A 15,268-nucleotide genomic window follows, 5' to 3' on the forward strand; every position below is an offset into this window, starting at 1 on the left:
GTCGGCCGCTCCACCGGTGTCCGCTCCACCGACTTCCGCGCCACCGACCGCCGCTCCACCGACTTCCGCGCCACCGACCGCCGCTCCGCCGACTGCCGCGCCGGCCACCGACGCCACCGTGACCCTGCCCGCCTCGGCCTCGGCCCCGGCCGAGTCCGACGCGGTCAAACCCGTGGCGGAGAGCTTCGCGAAGGCCGCGCAGACCGACCTGGACAAGGCCACCACCGCGCTGGACGCGGTGGACAAGGGGTCCGTCCAGCTCGACCTGGACAAGCAGGGCGTCGACGACCTGCTCAAGCTGGTCACGCAGGCGCGCAACCTGGTCGACACCGTGCACGGCCGCGCGGTCGACAACCTCGACGTCGAGCTCAAGTTCGGCAACAACTGGGTGAGCGACGCGATCAGCAGGCGGCTGCGCGAGGTCGCCGTGGGCAACGAGGAGTCGGCGGTCAACGTGATCGGGGACTTCATGCAGGTGCTCTTCGAGGTCGAGGAGACCATCCGCGAAGCGGCGCGGAACCTGGAACGGGCCGACGACGAAGCGGCGGACGCGTTCGGTTCCGCCGGGGAGGCCAAGGGCTGATGGGCGACAACAAGCACGGCGGCGGTCAGGGCCAGGGCCACGGCCAGGGCGGTGGCCACAACGGCGGCAACCACGGTGGCGGCCAGGGGCACGGCGGTGGTCACGGCCACGGCCACGACAAGCCCACCGACCTCGGCCAGAAGGTCGACTGGATGACCTACAGCCACCAGGAGCTGTGGGAGATGATCAACACCGGCGTCGACCTGAAGGCCGCGAGCAGCGCCCAGGCCGACTGGGCGGCCGTGAGCAAGGCCCTCGGCGAGGTGCAGGGGTTCCTGGCCAAGGCGATCGGCCAGTCCAGCCAGGCGTGGACGGGCGAGTCGGCCGAACGCGCCCGCGAGGCGCTGGAGTCGGTGGAGAAGTGGGCGCTGAACACCAGCGAGCACGCCGACAACGTGGCCAAGTGCATCGCCACCGAGATCGACCACGTGCAGACGGCGCGCGAGATGATGCCGCCGCCCGCGCCCGCGCCGCCGGTCGTCACCCCGGTCGCCGGCGTGTCCTCGACCCCGACCGCCACCCCGACCCCGATCGCCACGCCGCGGTCGCCGCTGGTCGACAACCGGCTGACGGAGGACGCCGGCTTCCGGTCGCCGACCCTCTCGTCGCACGACGGGCTGACCGCGGGCTCGACCTCGCCCGTCCGCACGCCCGGCGCGTTCACCGGCATCGACACCATCGCCGGGCCCGCGATCGACTCGGTCGTCACCGCGGACGCGACGCACCGCCAGGCCGCCGAGGTCATGGCGATGTTCCAGCAGAACTCCTACGAGGTCGACCGCACCGTGCCGTCGTTCAGCCCGCCGACCAACCCGGTCGCGCCGCCTCCTCCGCCGCCGGTGGTCGTCACGCCGAACCCGACCGTCCCCGACGGTGGCGGCACCGGCGGTGGCGGCGGCAGCCAGCCGGTGGTGGGCACCCCCGGCGGCGCGTCGAACCAGCGTCCCGGCGGCACGTCGCCCCAGTTCGGCCGCGGCGGCTTCGCCGGTGGCCGCGGCGGCTACGGCGGTCGCGGCGCCATGCCCACGCCCGTCGGGATGGGCGGTGGCGGTGGTGGCGGCGGTCCGGTGGCCGGTCCCGGCGGCGCGACGGGCGCGATCGCCGCCGACCGCGGTTCCGCCAACCCCGGCAGCGTGACCAGCCAGTTCCAGGCGCCCAAGTCGGTGACGCCGCAGTCCGGCATGATCGGCGCCGCGCCGATGGCCGCGCCGCCGCCCGTCGCCGGCGGCGGTGAGAAGGACCGCAACCGGCCCGGGTACCTGGAGGACGACGACAACGTCTTCGGCGTCGACCGCAAGGCCGCACCACCGGTGATCGGCCTGTGACCGAGCGCGTCTTCCGGCTCAGCGAACTGGAGTTCTTCCTGCTCTGGCAGGCGGTCCACCGCGACGCCCACCCGGTCCCGCTCGGCGTCCGGCACTTCGGGCACACCCAGCGGGAGCGGGACGCGTTGATCGAGAGCGCGTCCCGCGACCTGGCCGCCCGCGGTCTCGGCACCGTGCGGCGGCCGGACGAGGAGCTGTACGGGCTGCTGCGCGGCCTGGCCGAGTTCGAGATCGGCCTGGAGGTGTTCTTCACCGTGCGCGGCGCGCAGGCGCGCGGCCTGGCCACCGCGGCGTGGCACGGCGCGTTCGCGGGCAGGCTCGGCAACCAGGTGCAGGTGGCCGGGTTCCGGCCGACCGCGCTGGCCGCCACCACGGTCAACACGCTGCCCGCCGCGCCACCCGGCAGCGGCCGGTCGGTGAACGTGCGCTGGGACGACTACCTGGCCGCGGGCCGGGCGGGCGAGCACGACGGCAGCGAGGGGTTCCTCGACGCGCTGCGCGCCGTCGGCCTGCGCGAACCGGAGGCCAACACCCTGATGCGCGCCGTGACCACGCGCAGCGGCGGCGGCCAGGTCGGCGTGATCGCCCGCAACCGGGCCGGCTACCTGCACCCGACCGGCGCGGTCGTGTCGTGGCTGGACACCGCCGAGGGCCGGTACCTCGTGCGGCGGGACGACGGGTGGCTGGTCGTCGCGCCGGCGGACGCGCCGAGGCTGATCTCCGCGGTCGAGGGACTGGTGGCGAGCGCCGGCCGGAACTGATCCGGTGTGTGGGTGCCTGCTGTGGTTCCGGGCCGTCCGATCGGCTAGGAACTTCAGGTATGACCGAGATGCGTGCCGGCGCCGCCGCCGGCGAGGCGGAAGTCCTGTGGCGCCCCGACCCCGATCGGGTCGGCGACACCAGGATGGCCGCGTTCCGCTCCTGGCTCGCCTCGACCAAGGGCCTGGACCTCCCCGACTACGAGTCGCTGTGGGAGTGGTCCACCTCCGACCTGGAGGGGTTCTGGGGCGTGATCGCGGAGTTCTTCGAGGTGGTGTTCCACAGCCCGCCCACGCGCGTGCTGGAGGCGCCCGTGATGCCCGGGGCGGTCTGGTTCCCCGGTGCCACGCTCAACTACGCGGAGCACGCCCTGAAGGGCCCGGACGGCGACCTGGCGGTCGTGTTCCACCGCGAGGACGGGCTGTCGTCGCAACTCACGTACGGCGAGCTGCGCCGCCGGGTGGCCGCCGTGCGCGCCGGGTTCGTGGAGCTGGGCGTGCGGCCCGGCGACCGCGTGGTGGCGCTCGTGCCGAACTCGCCGGAGGCGCTGATCGCGTTCCTGGCGGCGGCGTCGCTCGGCGCGACCTGGTCGTCGTGCTCGCCGGACTTCGGCGCGCGGGCGATCACCGACCGGTTCGCCCAGATCTCGCCGACCGTGCTCGTGGCCGTCGACGGGTACCGGTACAACGGGCGGGCGTTCGACGTGCGGCCGACCGTGGAGCGGCTCAGGTCGGAGATCGGGTCGCTGCGCGCCACCGTGGTGATCGACTACGTGGGCGGCACCCCGTTGCCCGGCGCGGTGACCTGGGACTCCCTGCTGTCCGCGCACGCCGACGCCGAGTTGGCCTTCGAGCCGGTGCCGTTCGACCACCCGCTGTGGGTGCTGTACTCGTCGGGCACCACGGGCCTGCCGAAGGGCATCGTCCAGGGCCACGGCGGGATCGTGGTCGAGCACCTGAAGATGTTGGCGCTGCACAGCGACCTCGGCCGGGGCGACCGGTTCTTCTGGTTCACCACCACCGGCTGGATGATGTGGAACTTCCTCGTCTCCGGCCTGCTGGTCGGGTCGACGGTCGTGCTGTTCGACGGCAGTCCCGCGCACCCCGACCTCGACGTCCTCTGGCACCTGGCCGAGCAGCACCGCGTCACGTACTTCGGCACGTCGGCGCCGTACATCCAGTCGTGCCTGAAGGAGGGCGTCCGCCCGGCGGAGCGCTACGACCTGACCGGTCTGCGCGTCGTCGGCTCCACCGGCGCGCCCCTGACCCCCGAGGGCTTCCGCTGGATCGCGTCGGCCGTGAGCCCGGACGTGCAGATCGCCTCGGTCTCCGGCGGCACCGACCTGTGCACCGCCTTCGTCGCCGCCGCACCCGACCGGCCCGTGTGGCTCGGCGAGCTCTCGTGCCGCGCCCTGGGCGCCGCCGTGGAGTCCTTCTCGGAGGCCGGCGAGCCCGTCGTCGACGAGGTCGGCGAACTGGTGATCACCAAGCCGATGCCGTCCATGCCGGTGTGGTTCTGGGGCGACGAGGACGGCACGAAGCTGCGTGAGGCGTACTTCGACACCTTCGAGGGCGTCTGGCGGCACGGCGACTGGATCAGGATCACCCCGCGCGGCTCGGCCGTCATCTACGGCCGCAGCGACTCCACCCTGAACCGCGGCGGCGTCCGCATGGGCACCAGCGAGTTCTACCGGGTGGTCGAAGGCATGCCGGGCGTCGCGGACTCGCTCGTGATCGACACCTCGGGCGCCGGCCAGACCGACGGCGAACTACTGTGCTTCCTCGTCCTGGACGAAGGAGTCGCCCTCGCCGACCTGGAGCCCCGCCTCCGCTCGGAGCTGCGGACCAACCTGTCCCCGCGCCACGTCCCGAACCGCTTCGTCGCCGTGGCCGAGATCCCGAGGACCCTCAACGGCAAGAAGTGCGAGGTCCCGGTGAAGAAGATCCTGGCCGGCACCCCACCCGAGCGGGCCGTCAGCCGGGACGCCCTGCGCAACCCGGCCTCACTGGACCCATTCCTCGCCCTGGCCCGAGACCTACCTCACGTCCCCACCGCCTGAGGCCGCTCCAGCGCCCCCCTCCACCCCCTCTGACCAGGTCGGATGCGGTAAAGAGGGGGGCGTTTTGCTAGAGCGGCGGGGGCATGTGTAATCTATGCGTCGTAGCCGAGGGCTCCGGGAGGCTTCGCCTAGTCTGGTCTATGGCGCCGCACTGCTAATGCGGTTTGGGTTTATCGCCCATCCCGGGTTCAAATCCCGGAGCCTCCGCAACACCCGGCTTCGGCCGGGTGACAACTGAAGAACGATGCGCTCGTAGCTCAACGGATAGAGCATCTGACTACGGATCAGAAGGTTGCAGGTTCGAATCCTGCCGAGCGCGCAAGTGCAGGTCAGGGCCTCGTTCCGGGTAACGGAACAGGGCCCTGATTTGTTGTGCACTGCTGCTCGGGCATTGAGCTCGTCGAGCGCCTCAATGCCCGGGTGGAGATCCTCGTCACTCACGTGGAGTCAGGTCCAGTACGTGAGGCGGGCGCACAAGTTGGGTGCGACCGGTAAGAGGTGACGTCTTTCGGATGGTGACAACCTCCGCCACCTCGAACATGCCAGTCACCGGCCTGCGGTAGCTGGTGGTTCGGGACCGAGCTGTCCCAGCTGTAGTGGGCCGCCGGCGCGTCGTCGTAACCGTCGTTGCTCCGACGCGGCCGGTCGTCCCCGACCGCGAGCATCAGCCACGCACTCGTGTTGCGTTAGGCCGGGTAAGTGGTCGCGCCATCGTGCTCGCGGGCCGGCGAGGCGATCGTTACCGTTGACGTGTGGACGGCGGATGCCTGATCTGCGCGAAGCACCGGGGCGACGGGCCACTCGTCGGGCCGGTGGTGTGGCAGGACGACTTGGTCGTGGTGTCCCACCGCCTGGTCGCCGCGGACGGGGTGGGCGTGCCCGGGTACCTGTTCGTCGAGACCCGCAGGCACGTGCCGTGGCTCGACGGGTTGGAGCCGGACGAGGTGGGCGCGGTGGCGCGAGCGGTGTGGTCGGCGGCTCGGGCGCTGCGTGCCGAGCTCGCTCCCGACTTCGTGTTCTCCGCCGTGGTCGGTCGGGCCGTGGCGCACTTCCACCAGCACGTCTTCGTCCGCCACGCGGGCACGCCCGAGGACGTCGGCTGGACTGACGAGTGGTCGGGCGCGCCGCGCGTGGCGGCGGACGGCCTTCTCGACCTCTGCGCCCGGCTGCGATCGCACTTCGCCTGACCGATGTCAAAGATGCTTGACATCACGTCAAGCGGAGTCGACACTCCTGATGTCAAGTTTCCTTTACATCGGAGGGTGGGCGATGTCGTACGAGGAGAAGGGGATCTTGGTGTACCTGGTGGTCAGCGCGCTGACCTACCTCGGGTACGTCGTGGTCGTCCTGGGCCGCGCCGGTGACGGGCCGGTGGCCGAGGTGCCGTACGTGGCACCCATGTTGTGGGCCGTCGGGATCGCCGTGGGGCTGGCGGTGGTCGGCCGGGTGGTGCTGGAGATGGCCAAGCCGAGCGAGAGCCACCGGGCCGACGCCCGCGACCGCGACATCAACCGGTTCGGCGAGCACACCGCCGGGGTCGTGCTCGGCGTCGGCATGGTGCTGCCCTTCGCGTTGACGTTGGCCGGGGCGCCGCACTTCTGGATCGCCAACGCGATCTTCCTGGTGTTCAACGCGTGGGCCGTGTTCGGGGCCGCGGTCAAGCTCGTCGCGTACCGCCGGGGGTTCTGAGTGGGCAAGCCGACCAGGATCACCAACTCGATCCGCGCCCTCCGCTTCGCGCACGGCGAGATGACGCAGGCCGAGCTGGCCCGCCGACTCGACGTCACGCGCCAGACCGTCATCGCCATCGAGCAGGGCCGCTACTCGCCCTCGCTGGAGATGGCCTTCCAGATCGCCCGGGTCTTCAGGGTCCCGCTCGGCGACGTGTTCCAGTACCCGGAGGACGACTCATGAGAGCGATCACCCAGGACGCGTACGGCGTCCCCGAAGAAGTGCTGCGGCTCGACGACATCGCCAAACCGGAGGTCGGTGACGGCGAGGTGCTGGTCCGCGTGCGGGCCGCCGCGGTCTCCGGCTCCGACTGGCACCTCCTGCGCGGCCTGCCCTACGCGGCACGGCCGGTGGTCGGGGTGCGGCGACCGCGCAACCGCGTGCCCGGCCTGGAGCTGGCCGGCACGGTCGAAGCGGTCGGCCGGGGCGTGACCGGCACGAAGATCGGCGACGAGGTGTTCGGGTGGTGCTCCGGCGCGTTCGGCGAGTACGCCGCCGTGCCCGAGGGCCAGGTGACGGCCAAGCCCGCCAACCTCACGCCGGAGCAGGCGGGCGCCGTGCCGATCGCCGGGTTCACCGCGTTGCAGGCGGTCCGGGACGCGGGACGCGTCGGCGCCGGACAGAAGGTGCTGGTGCTGGGCGCTTCGGGCTGCGTCGGCGTGTACGCCGTGCAGCTCGCCAAGCACTACGGCGCCGAGGTGACCGCCGTGTGCAGCGCGGCGAAAGCGGACCTGGTCAAGGGGCTCGGCGCGGACCACGTGCTCGACTACGCCGCCGGGCCGTTGACCGCGAGCGGCTTCGACGTGGTGATCGACCTCTACGGCAACCCGTCGCCGCGGACCCTGAAACGGCTGCTGAAGCCCGGTGGGACGGTCGCGCTCGTCGGCGGCACGGGCGGTCGGTGGTTCATGGGCGTCGACCGGTGGCTGCGCGTGCCGCTCGCGGGGCTGTTCCTCGGGTTCAAGGCCCGTCCGCTGGTGCACAAGGACCGCCTCGACGACCTGGTGCTGCTCCGCGAGCTCGTCGAAGCCGGCGCCGTCACGCCCGCGCTGGACCGCACGTACCCGTTGGCGGAGGCCGCCGCCGCGATCGAGGACGTGCGGCGTGGCCGGGTGCGCGGCCACGCCGTCATCACGCCCTAGTCACCACCGCGAGGGCGCGGGTGGCGGCACGACCTGCGGGCGGTCGTCGCACGTGATCGTGTTCGGCAGCAGCCAGGGCGCGAGCCAGCCGTCGTTGCCGCCGAGGTCGGTCAGCGCGAACTCCGAGCCGGTGGCCGGGAAGTTGAACGAACCGCAGTTGTTCACCGGCACCGCGCCGACGTTGCGGGCGTCCACGTTCGCGAACGTCGCCGAACCGGCCGCCCGCGCGCTGACCACCGAAGTGCCCGTGCCGTCGACGCGGACGTCCTCGAAGTGCACGCCGGTGATCGAGTGGAGGTCCTTCACCGACCACTCGCTCACGAACATGATCGCGTTGTAGGTGTTGTCCAGGAAGTGGTTGCCCACCACGCGCACGTCCGCGTCGATGTCCCGCTCCAACGCGTAGAACCAGATCGCGCCGAGCCCGATGTTCCAGTTCAGCTCGTGCGTGCCGGCCCGGACGGTGGTGTTGTCGGTGATCAGGACCTGCCCGGCGAACGGCTGCGCGCCGAACCGCGACCCGAGCTGGATGCCGCTGCCCTCCCGCACCGGGTCGGCGATCAGGTTGCCCACCACGGCGTTGTCCGCGCCGCCGTACAGCGCGATGCCGTTGGCCAGCACGGGCGACTGCACGGTGTTGCGCTCGAACCGGTTGCGCGCGTCCTGCCGGTGCTCCGACCACATGGCCAGGCCGTCGTCACCGGTGTTGCGGATGAAGTTGTTGCGCACCACCGAGTCCGTGACACCGGTGTGGAAGTTCAGCGCGTCCGCGACCTGGTCGACCACGATGTTGTCGGTGACCGAGACGTTCGACATCGGACCGTCGAACCACAGGCCGACCTTGGTGTGGTGGAGGTACAGGCCGTGGACGGTGGAGTCGCTCAGCGCGCCGCCGATGCCGTTGACCTGGTCGGTGTCGACGCGCTCGCGCACGTCGCCCTCGATGGCGAACCCGCGCAGGTGCACGTTGCGGCTGCCGCCCGCCGCGGCCGGCTTGCCGTAGAAGCCGACTCCCGTGTGGACGGAGCCGTCCGGCGCGGGGGTCGGCAGGGCGACTTCACGGCCCTTGATCACGGTGTGCCAGTTGCCCGCGCCTTCGATGGTCACGTCGTCGACGACGATGTGCCGGTTGACCTGGAACGTGCCCGGCGGGAGGTGGACCGGCAGCCGGTGGCGCTTGGCGAAGGCGATGGCGCGGTCGAAGGCGTCGGCCGAGTCACGCCTGCCGGTCGGGTCCGCGCCGAACAGCAGCACGTTCGCCGCGACCGGGTTGACGCGCGGCGGTGCGACCAGCTCGGTGTCCAGCAGGTCGATCACGGTCCACGCGGCGTTCGTGCCGATGGGCGCGGTGAGGCGGACGCGGTCGCCGGCGCGGTGCGTCCGGCCGAGCTTGAGGCGCTGCTCGTCGTAGAAGTGGCTGGGGCGGAACGGCTTCCGGATGACGGGGGCGGGCGTGGTCTGGGACGGCACGCACGCGCACTCGGCGATCCACCAGTCCGGGTGCAGCAGGTCGGCGTCCGGGTCGTTGGTGAACGGGTACTGGTTGTAGAGCCACGCGTACTGCGAGGTGAGCGTCATCGTCTTGCGGTGCTTGCCGTTCACCGTCACGTCCAGCGGCGCGGTGATGCCGCCGCCGGTCGGCGCGTCCGGGATGCTGTAGCGGACGGTGATCGCGTTGGCGGCTTCCGGCAACGCGAACTCGACGTGCTCGCCGGGCGCGAGCCGGACCGCCCGCCGACCGGACGCCTCGGACGGCAACGTGTACGCCGTCCGGTCGGGCCCGATCACCGTGCCGGTCGTGGTGGCGTTCTCCGCTTCCTGCTCGACGAACGCGACGTCCGCGCCCCGCCCCGCGACGAGCTCGGGGTCGAGGGCGGCCCGGGTGACGACGGGCGCGGGCGCGGCGCCGGCGGCGACGGGCACCGCGAGCCCCGCCGCCACCACCGCCACGACCAAGCCGAACCTGGCAGACATCCGCGGCATCGAGCACTCGTTTCTCTCGCGTCGGCAGGGCGACGTGACCCTAGGCGGGTTGTGCGCTGCATCACAAGAGGTTGTCGAGTAATTGCGTTATTTCGTCAGCCAGTTGCGTGGACTTGCGTCGGCTTACCGGGAACCGCCCAGCTCCGCCAACACCCCGTCGGTGAACGCGGGCCAAGCCGCCGCGGCCCACTCGCCGAACGGCCGGTCGGTCAGCGCCACGCACGCGAGCCCGGCGTCCGGGTCGACCCACAGGAACGTGCCGCTCTGCCCGAAGTGCCCGAACGTCCGCGGCGAGCTGGCGCTGCCGGTCCAGTGCGGCGACTTCCCGGCGCGGATCTCGAACCCGAGGCCCCAGTCGTTCTCCTTCTGCGACCCGAAGCCCGGCAGCACACCGCGCAGCCCCGGGAACGCCACCGTCGTCGCCTCCGCCACCTGCTCGGCCGACACCAGCTTCGGGGCCTGCACCTCCGCCGCGAACCGGACCAGGTCCGACACCGTGGACGTGCCGCCCGCGCCCGCCGAGCCGTCCAGCGCGGACGACGCCATGCCGAGCGGCTCGAACACCGCCTCCGCCAGGTACCGCGCGAACGGGATCCCGGTCGCCTCCGCCACGAAGTCCGCGAGCACCTGGAATCCCGTGTTGGAGTAGATCCGCCTGGTCCCCGGCGCGGCCTGGACGTCGGCCGAGTCGAAGGCCAACCCGGACGTGTGCGCGATCAGGTGCCGCACCGTCGACCCCTCGGGCCCGGCCGGCTGGTCCCACTCGACCGCGCCCTCCTCCACCGCCACCAGCACCGCGTACGACGTCAGCAGCTTGGTCACCGACGCCAACGGGAACCGGCGGTCGACCGGCCCGTGCGTGCCGAGCACCTCGCCGCGCACGTCGACCACGGCCGTCGCCGCGGTGTCCACCGGCCACGACGACACCGCCTGCAAGCTCTCCATGCCGCAGACTCTGCCACGTGTCACCACGAGAGCTGGTCGTGCTCGGGACCGCGAGCCAGGTGCCGACCCGCACCCGCAACCACAACGGCTACCTGCTGCGCTGGGACGCCGAGGGCTTCCTGTTCGACCCGGGCGACGGCACGCAGCGGCAGATGACGCGGGCGGGCGTCGCGGCCACCGACGTGACCAGGCTCTTCATCACCCACTTCCACGGCGACCACTGCCTCGGCGTGCCGGGCGTGGTGCAGCGCATGTCGCTCGACCGGGTGGCGCACACCGTGCACGCGCACTTCCCCGCGGAGGGTGCGGAGTACTTCGAACGGCTTCGGCACGCCAGTTCGTTCCACGACGTGGCGGACGTCCGCGCGCAGCCGGTCACCGGGCCGGGCGTGCTCGCCGAGGGACCGTTCGGCCGGCTGGAAGCCCGGCGGCTCGACCACACGCTGCCCGCGTACGGCTACCGCCTGGTCGAGCCGGACGGCCGCACGATGATCCCCGAACGGCTGGCCGCCCGCGGCATCCGGGGCCGCGCGATCCGCGACCTCCGGCCGCCGCTGCTGGACGAGGTGAGCGTGCCGCGCCGGGGACAGCGGTTCGCCTTCGTCATGGACACCCGGCTGTGCGACGGGGTGTTCGAGCTCGCCGACGGCGCCGACATGCTGGTCATCGAGTCGACGTTCCTGCACGTGGACGAGGCGCTGGCGGTCGAGTACGGCCACCTGACCGCCCGCCAGGCGGCGCTGGTCGCGGCCGAGTGCGGCGTGCGCAAGCTCGTCCTCACGCACTTCTCGCAGCGCTACACCGATCCCCGGCTGTTCCACGACGAGGCGGCGGAGGTCTTCGACGGCGACATCGTGGTGGCCGCCGACCTGGAACGGGTGCCACTGCCCCGCCGCCGCGCGTGACCCCGGGTCTTGCACGCCCGGGTTGCCCGAGCGGCACGGTTGCCGCCCGCCGAGAAATCCGACCGCCGCTTCGACCGCCTCGCCGTTGACCACCCGGCCGTTGGCCCGCCTCGCTGTTGCCCACGGTGCGGTCGACCGCCCGCTGCCGACCACCGAGGTTGTCGCCTACCGTGCTCGCGACCTCCGGAATTGTCGGACCCCGTCGGTAGAATCACTGCAAGGGTTCCCCTTGGCGGGGACGCTTGCGAAGCCCTTCGGTCCGGCCCGGGAGGGTCTCGGCCGCCCACTGGTCGCGGACCACGGTGTCGAGGTCGGAGCAGGTCGGCGACCAGCCCAACGCGCGCAGCCCGGTCGTGTCCGCGCGCAGCACGGGCGCCTCGCCGGGGTGCGCGGGCCGCCGCACGACCGGCACCTCCCGACCGCTCACCCGCCGCACCGACGCCAGCACGTCGGCCACGCTCGCCGGTGTCGCGCCCACGTTGAGCGCCACGTACCCGTCCCCGCCGCGCTCCACCGCCGTCACGAACGCCCGCGCCACGTCCCGCACGTGCACGAAGTCCCGCACCGCCGACCCGTCGCCGAACACTTCCATCGACGGCAGCCGCCCGGCCGCCACCCCGCACGCCCTGGTGATCAAGCGCGTGTCGTCCACGTCCCCCTCCCCGGCGACGTTGAACAGCCGCAGCGCCACCCCGCTCACCCGACCCGCCGCGGCGGCCCACGCCAGCACGTCCTCGGCGGCGGCCTTGGAAGCCGCATAAGGACTGCCCGGTGCACGCGGGCACGACTCGCCGATCGTCGCGACGCCGGCCGACCCGTACACGCCGGCCGTGGACGCCAGCACGAACCGCGGCGGCGGCGAGCGCAGCAGGTTCACCGTGCCGCCCACGTTCACGTCGTAGTACCGCACGGGATCGTCGAACGACTCGCGCACCCGACCGAGCCCCGCCAGGTGCACCACCGCGTCCACCGGCCCGTCGAACGACCCGACCCGGACATCACCCGAAAAGGGGATGGGTGTGTGGCCCGCGGCGGACAGCTCCGCCGACACCACCCGTCCGACGTACCCGGTCGACCCGGTGACCCCAACGCGCATGGCGACATCCCAGCACGTCCAGCGCGTCGTCCACCTCTTCGAACTCGGTGCAAATTCACCCTAAAGGTGGGGACAGGTGGGGCCGATACAACCCAAGTGAGTTACCCGCATCCAGCCATGCGCACGAGCATCGAGGGCGTTCTCGCCGAGCACGCCGTGCAGGAGGCCAAGCGCCAGCGGTTCCTGGAGACCGCCGCCGCGATCGTGGCCGCCGCACCTCCGTCGGTGGACGACACGCTGCTGGGCCTGCTGCTCCCGTTCCCCAAGGCCCGGGGTCCGCGTGCCTTCCTGAACCGGGTTGACCAGGTACTTCGCGACGCCGCTCGATGATCTCGCGCAACCGCCCCTGATCCCATCGGCAAGTTTCATCGCCCGTTGCCGGACCGTGCTGGGCCGATCCCGTCGCCTGCCTCTACAGTGCGTGGCACCGGCGCTCGCCGGCTGTCTCGTCTGCTTCTCATAAAGCGAGTTCTCGGCGATGGATGACGTCCTTTCCGCGCTTCAAGCGCGCCTCGGCACCCTGTTCGGCGACCGGTTGGTCGTGCTCGCGGGCGGCACTCGGTTGAGTAGTCGCGTCGGCGAGCTCCACCAGCTCGGCGCCCGCCATACGCTCGTGCTGTCGACGGACGACCACGCGCCGCTGCACGACTCGGACGTGGCCCGCTGGGTGCCGCTCGGCATCGCGGGCGGCTTCGTCGCGGTCGAGCAGAACCGGCTCACCAAGCTCCTGAACTCGCCCGGCCGCAAGGTCCGCGCGGTGCTGGAGGACTTCGACCCGCGCGGCGAGGCGCTGGTGATCAGCACGCCGTACGCGCACACGCCGGAGTTCGCGGGCCGTCCCGTGCTCAACGCCCGCCGCCCCGAGTGGGTGGAGCTGGAGAACAAGACGACGATCGACGGCCTGTGGGACGAGCTGTCCGCGCCACGCGCGCCCGCCGTCGTGCTCGGCCTCGACTTCGACGGCCTGTGGGCGGCGACCCAGCGCCTGGACCGCGGCGCGGGCGTCGTCTGGTCCGGCGACGGCCCGGCGATCAACGGCGGCGCGAACTTCGTCCGCCGCGTCCGCGACCGGCAGGAGGCGCGCGACGCGTTCGACGTGCTCGCGGCCAAGTGCGAGTTCGTCCGGGTCATGCCGTTCCTGGAGGGCATCCCGGTGAGCGTGCACGGGATCGTGTTCCCGGACGGCACCGCCGTGCTGCGGCCGATCGAAATGGTCGTGCCGCGCCGCGCGGGCCAGGCCCGGTTCCTGTACGCGGGCTGCGCGTCCTACTACGACCCGCCCGCGTGGATCCGCGAGGAGATGCGCAACCTGGCCCGCCGGGTCGGCGAGCGGCTGCGCGAGACGGTCGACTACCGCGGCACGTTCACCCTCGACGGCATCGCCACCGCGGACGGCTTCCTGCCCACCGAGATCAACACCCGCTACGGCGGCGCGATGGTGTGCTTCGAGGACGCCCTGCCGCAGCTGCCGCTGTCGCTGGTGCAGGTCGCGCTGGTGGCCGGGCACGACCTCGGCGTGTCGTCGATCGAGTTCGAGGAGCTGCTGGTCTCCGCCGCCGACGACTACCGGCACGGCTCGGTCGGCGCGAACGTCCGCGCGGTTCACCCGACCGAGGTGGTGGAACGCTCGATCGTGTTCACCGAGTGGTCGTGCCGGTTCGCGCACCCCGAGGAGGTGCCGCACGGCGTGCTGCGCCTACGCCCGTCGCCGCTCGGCGCGCGGCTGGAGCTGGACTTCTACGCCGACCAGCTGCCGCCGGCCCGTCCGGTGGTGGCGCTGACCGTGGCCGCGTTCGCCCTGGCCGACCAGGAGTGGGGCACCGCGCTCGGCCCGCTGGAGCCCGCGGTGCCGGTCGCCGACGTCGAGGCCGCCGCCGCGGTCGTGGAGCCGACCGCCGTCACGGCGTGATCGTCACGCCTTCCTCGCCGTGGTCCGGACGGGGGTCGCCCTGGGCCGGCCCCTCGTACGCGGCGAGGAAGGCGTACCGGTAGCCCATCAGCTGCAAGGTCACGTGCGGCGGCTGGTTGGCCGGGTAGGCCTTGTCCCGGTAGGCGCGCAGCAGGTCCGGGTTGCACTGCGCGGTGGCGCGCAGCAGCGTCGGCGTGATCGGCGTGTCGCTCACGAGGTGCAGCGCGACCCGGGCCGCCAGCGCGAGCAGCCGCGGTGAGCGGTCGGCGGAGGCCAGGGCCTCGGCCACCGCCACGACGTGCCGCGGCACGACCTCGGGCACCGCGATCGCCAGCGCCATGGAGCAGGCCACCTCCGCGCCCGCCAGCGCCTCGAACACCTTCGGCGCGCCCTTGGCCACCTCGTACCGGGTCTGCGTGATCCAGTCCGGCGGCCGGCGCGGCAGCTCGCGCCCGAGCGCGTTCCAGCGGCGGCGGGTGCGCTTGCCGTCGTCGGTGAAACCCGCGCTCGCCAACGCCATCGCGGCCAGCAGGAAAATCACCCGATCGCGGCTGTCCGCGGGCACCCGGTAGCTCGCGCCCATCTCGACCAGGAAGGGCACGGCCCACACGCTCGCCTCGGACACCGTGTCGTCGACGAGCAGACGGTCGACCAGCGCCTGGCAGGCGACCTCGCGGGTCACGCGCTCGCCGTGCACCACGCGGCGCATCAGGTCGTCCACGCCCGCCCCGTGGGCCAGCACCGACCAGGGCATGTCCTCCAGTCCACGCAACGGATCCGGCCGTTGCCACGCAGGTGGGAGCTCCATGGCGCGCAACGTACGCGATCGTG

15 protein-coding genes and 2 tRNA genes are annotated in these 15,268 nt (G+C 72.3%); 13 read left to right on the top strand and 4 right to left on the bottom strand.

Going from position 1 to position 15,268, the window contains the following annotated elements:
- Window positions 1–118 precede the first annotated feature (118 nt).
- The 10 genes from ABTZ99_RS04955 (at window position 119) to ABTZ99_RS05000 (ending at window position 7,599) form a co-directional block, all read left to right on the top strand.
- On the top strand, window positions 119–583 hold the full coding sequence (locus ABTZ99_RS04955) for a hypothetical protein (protein ID WP_499608192.1): 465 nt from the start codon (window positions 119–121) through the stop codon (window positions 581–583).
- Window positions 583–1,908 carry a PPE domain-containing protein gene (locus ABTZ99_RS04960; RefSeq protein WP_499608194.1) on the top strand — a complete coding sequence of 442 codons (1,326 nt, stop codon included), beginning with the start codon at window positions 583–585 and terminating at the stop codon, window positions 1,906–1,908. Before ABTZ99_RS04955 ends, ABTZ99_RS04960 begins: the two co-directional genes overlap by 1 nt.
- Entirely contained in the window at window positions 1,905–2,669 is a 765-nt protein-coding gene (locus ABTZ99_RS04965) for an ESX secretion-associated protein EspG (protein ID WP_498781610.1), read from the top strand. The genes ABTZ99_RS04960 and ABTZ99_RS04965 overlap by 4 nt, the downstream gene beginning before the upstream one ends.
- A 59-nt stretch (window positions 2,670–2,728) precedes the next feature.
- Window positions 2,729–4,726, top strand: coding sequence for an acetoacetate--CoA ligase (locus ABTZ99_RS04970; RefSeq protein ID WP_499608197.1), 1,998 nt, complete (start codon window positions 2,729–2,731; stop codon window positions 4,724–4,726).
- A gap of 117 nt (window positions 4,727–4,843) precedes the next feature.
- A tRNA-Ser gene (locus ABTZ99_RS04975) sits at window positions 4,844–4,933 on the top strand.
- A 39-nt stretch (window positions 4,934–4,972) separates the two neighbouring features.
- A tRNA-Arg gene (locus ABTZ99_RS04980) sits at window positions 4,973–5,045 on the top strand.
- Window positions 5,046–5,478: 433 nt separating this feature from the next.
- Entirely contained in the window at window positions 5,479–5,913 is a 435-nt protein-coding gene (locus tag ABTZ99_RS04985; RefSeq protein WP_499608199.1) for an HIT family protein, read from the top strand.
- Between the two features lie 82 nt (window positions 5,914–5,995).
- Window positions 5,996–6,415, top strand: a complete 420-nt coding sequence (locus ABTZ99_RS04990) for a hypothetical protein (protein WP_498781616.1) — start codon at window positions 5,996–5,998, stop codon at window positions 6,413–6,415.
- Complete coding sequence (locus ABTZ99_RS04995) at window positions 6,416–6,640, top strand: helix-turn-helix transcriptional regulator (RefSeq protein WP_387484386.1); 225 nt, start codon at window positions 6,416–6,418, stop codon at window positions 6,638–6,640. It begins immediately after the preceding gene.
- On the top strand, window positions 6,637–7,599 hold the full coding sequence (locus ABTZ99_RS05000; protein WP_498781618.1) for an NAD(P)-dependent alcohol dehydrogenase: 963 nt from the start codon (window positions 6,637–6,639) through the stop codon (window positions 7,597–7,599). The genes ABTZ99_RS04995 and ABTZ99_RS05000 overlap by 4 nt, the downstream gene beginning before the upstream one ends.
- Here the strand turns inward: ABTZ99_RS05000 and ABTZ99_RS05005 are convergent, their stop codons facing one another.
- Window positions 7,600–9,582, bottom strand: a complete 1,983-nt coding sequence (locus tag ABTZ99_RS05005; RefSeq protein WP_499608202.1) for a glycosyl hydrolase family 28-related protein — start codon at window positions 9,580–9,582, stop codon at window positions 7,600–7,602.
- A gap of 123 nt (window positions 9,583–9,705) precedes the next feature.
- The gene (locus tag ABTZ99_RS05010) at window positions 9,706–10,527 is read right to left on the bottom strand and encodes a serine hydrolase domain-containing protein (protein WP_499608205.1); all 822 of its coding nucleotides are present in this window, start codon (window positions 10,525–10,527) and stop codon (window positions 9,706–9,708) included.
- A 17-nt stretch (window positions 10,528–10,544) separates the two neighbouring features.
- Between ABTZ99_RS05010 and ABTZ99_RS05015 the strand changes: the two genes are divergently transcribed.
- A complete protein-coding gene (locus ABTZ99_RS05015) occupies window positions 10,545–11,432 on the top strand; it encodes a ribonuclease Z (protein WP_499608208.1) in 888 nt (295 codons plus the stop codon).
- Between the two features lie 211 nt (window positions 11,433–11,643).
- Here the strand turns inward: ABTZ99_RS05015 and ABTZ99_RS05020 are convergent, their stop codons facing one another.
- On the bottom strand, window positions 11,644–12,528 hold the full coding sequence (locus ABTZ99_RS05020) for an NAD-dependent epimerase/dehydratase family protein (protein WP_499608211.1): 885 nt from the start codon (window positions 12,526–12,528) through the stop codon (window positions 11,644–11,646).
- A 117-nt stretch (window positions 12,529–12,645) separates the two neighbouring features.
- On the opposite strand from ABTZ99_RS05020, the gene ABTZ99_RS05025 reads away from it, so the two are divergent.
- Entirely contained in the window at window positions 12,646–12,858 is a 213-nt protein-coding gene (locus tag ABTZ99_RS05025; protein ID WP_498781626.1) for a hypothetical protein, read from the top strand.
- A 148-nt stretch (window positions 12,859–13,006) separates the two neighbouring features.
- Window positions 13,007–14,437 carry a hypothetical protein gene (locus ABTZ99_RS05030; RefSeq protein ID WP_499608214.1) on the top strand — a complete coding sequence of 477 codons (1,431 nt, stop codon included), beginning with the start codon at window positions 13,007–13,009 and terminating at the stop codon, window positions 14,435–14,437.
- Here ABTZ99_RS05030 and ABTZ99_RS05035 read toward each other — a convergent pair.
- Window positions 14,427–15,245, bottom strand: coding sequence for a hypothetical protein (locus tag ABTZ99_RS05035; RefSeq protein WP_499608217.1), 819 nt, complete (start codon window positions 15,243–15,245; stop codon window positions 14,427–14,429). The two genes, ABTZ99_RS05030 and ABTZ99_RS05035, sit on opposite strands and share 11 nt — an antisense overlap.
- Between the last annotated feature and the right edge of the window lie 23 nt (window positions 15,246–15,268).

Origin of the sequence: Actinosynnema sp. NPDC002837, assembly GCF_040295345.1 — a bacterium.
GTDB lineage: Bacteria > Actinomycetota > Actinomycetes > Mycobacteriales > Pseudonocardiaceae > Actinosynnema.

Coding starts and splice junctions, on each gene's coding strand:
- ABTZ99_RS04960 (WP_499608194.1), top strand. CDS start 583: ATGGGCGACAACAAGCACGGCGGCGGTCAGGGCCAGGGCCACGGCCAG.
- ABTZ99_RS04970 (WP_499608197.1), top strand. CDS start 2,729: ATGACCGAGATGCGTGCCGGCGCCGCCGCCGGCGAGGCGGAAGTCCTG.
- ABTZ99_RS04990 (WP_498781616.1), top strand. CDS start 5,996: ATGTCGTACGAGGAGAAGGGGATCTTGGTGTACCTGGTGGTCAGCGCG.
- ABTZ99_RS05000 (WP_498781618.1), top strand. CDS start 6,637: ATGAGAGCGATCACCCAGGACGCGTACGGCGTCCCCGAAGAAGTGCTG.
- ABTZ99_RS05005 (WP_499608202.1), bottom strand. CDS start 9,582: ATGCCGCGGATGTCTGCCAGGTTCGGCTTGGTCGTGGCGGTGGTGGCG.
- ABTZ99_RS05010 (WP_499608205.1), bottom strand. CDS start 10,527: ATGGAGAGCTTGCAGGCGGTGTCGTCGTGGCCGGTGGACACCGCGGCG.
- ABTZ99_RS05020 (WP_499608211.1), bottom strand. CDS start 12,528: ATGCGCGTTGGGGTCACCGGGTCGACCGGGTACGTCGGACGGGTGGTG.
- ABTZ99_RS05025 (WP_498781626.1), top strand. CDS start 12,646: ATGCGCACGAGCATCGAGGGCGTTCTCGCCGAGCACGCCGTGCAGGAG.
- ABTZ99_RS05030 (WP_499608214.1), top strand. CDS start 13,007: ATGGATGACGTCCTTTCCGCGCTTCAAGCGCGCCTCGGCACCCTGTTC.
- ABTZ99_RS05035 (WP_499608217.1), bottom strand. CDS start 15,245: ATGGAGCTCCCACCTGCGTGGCAACGGCCGGATCCGTTGCGTGGACTG.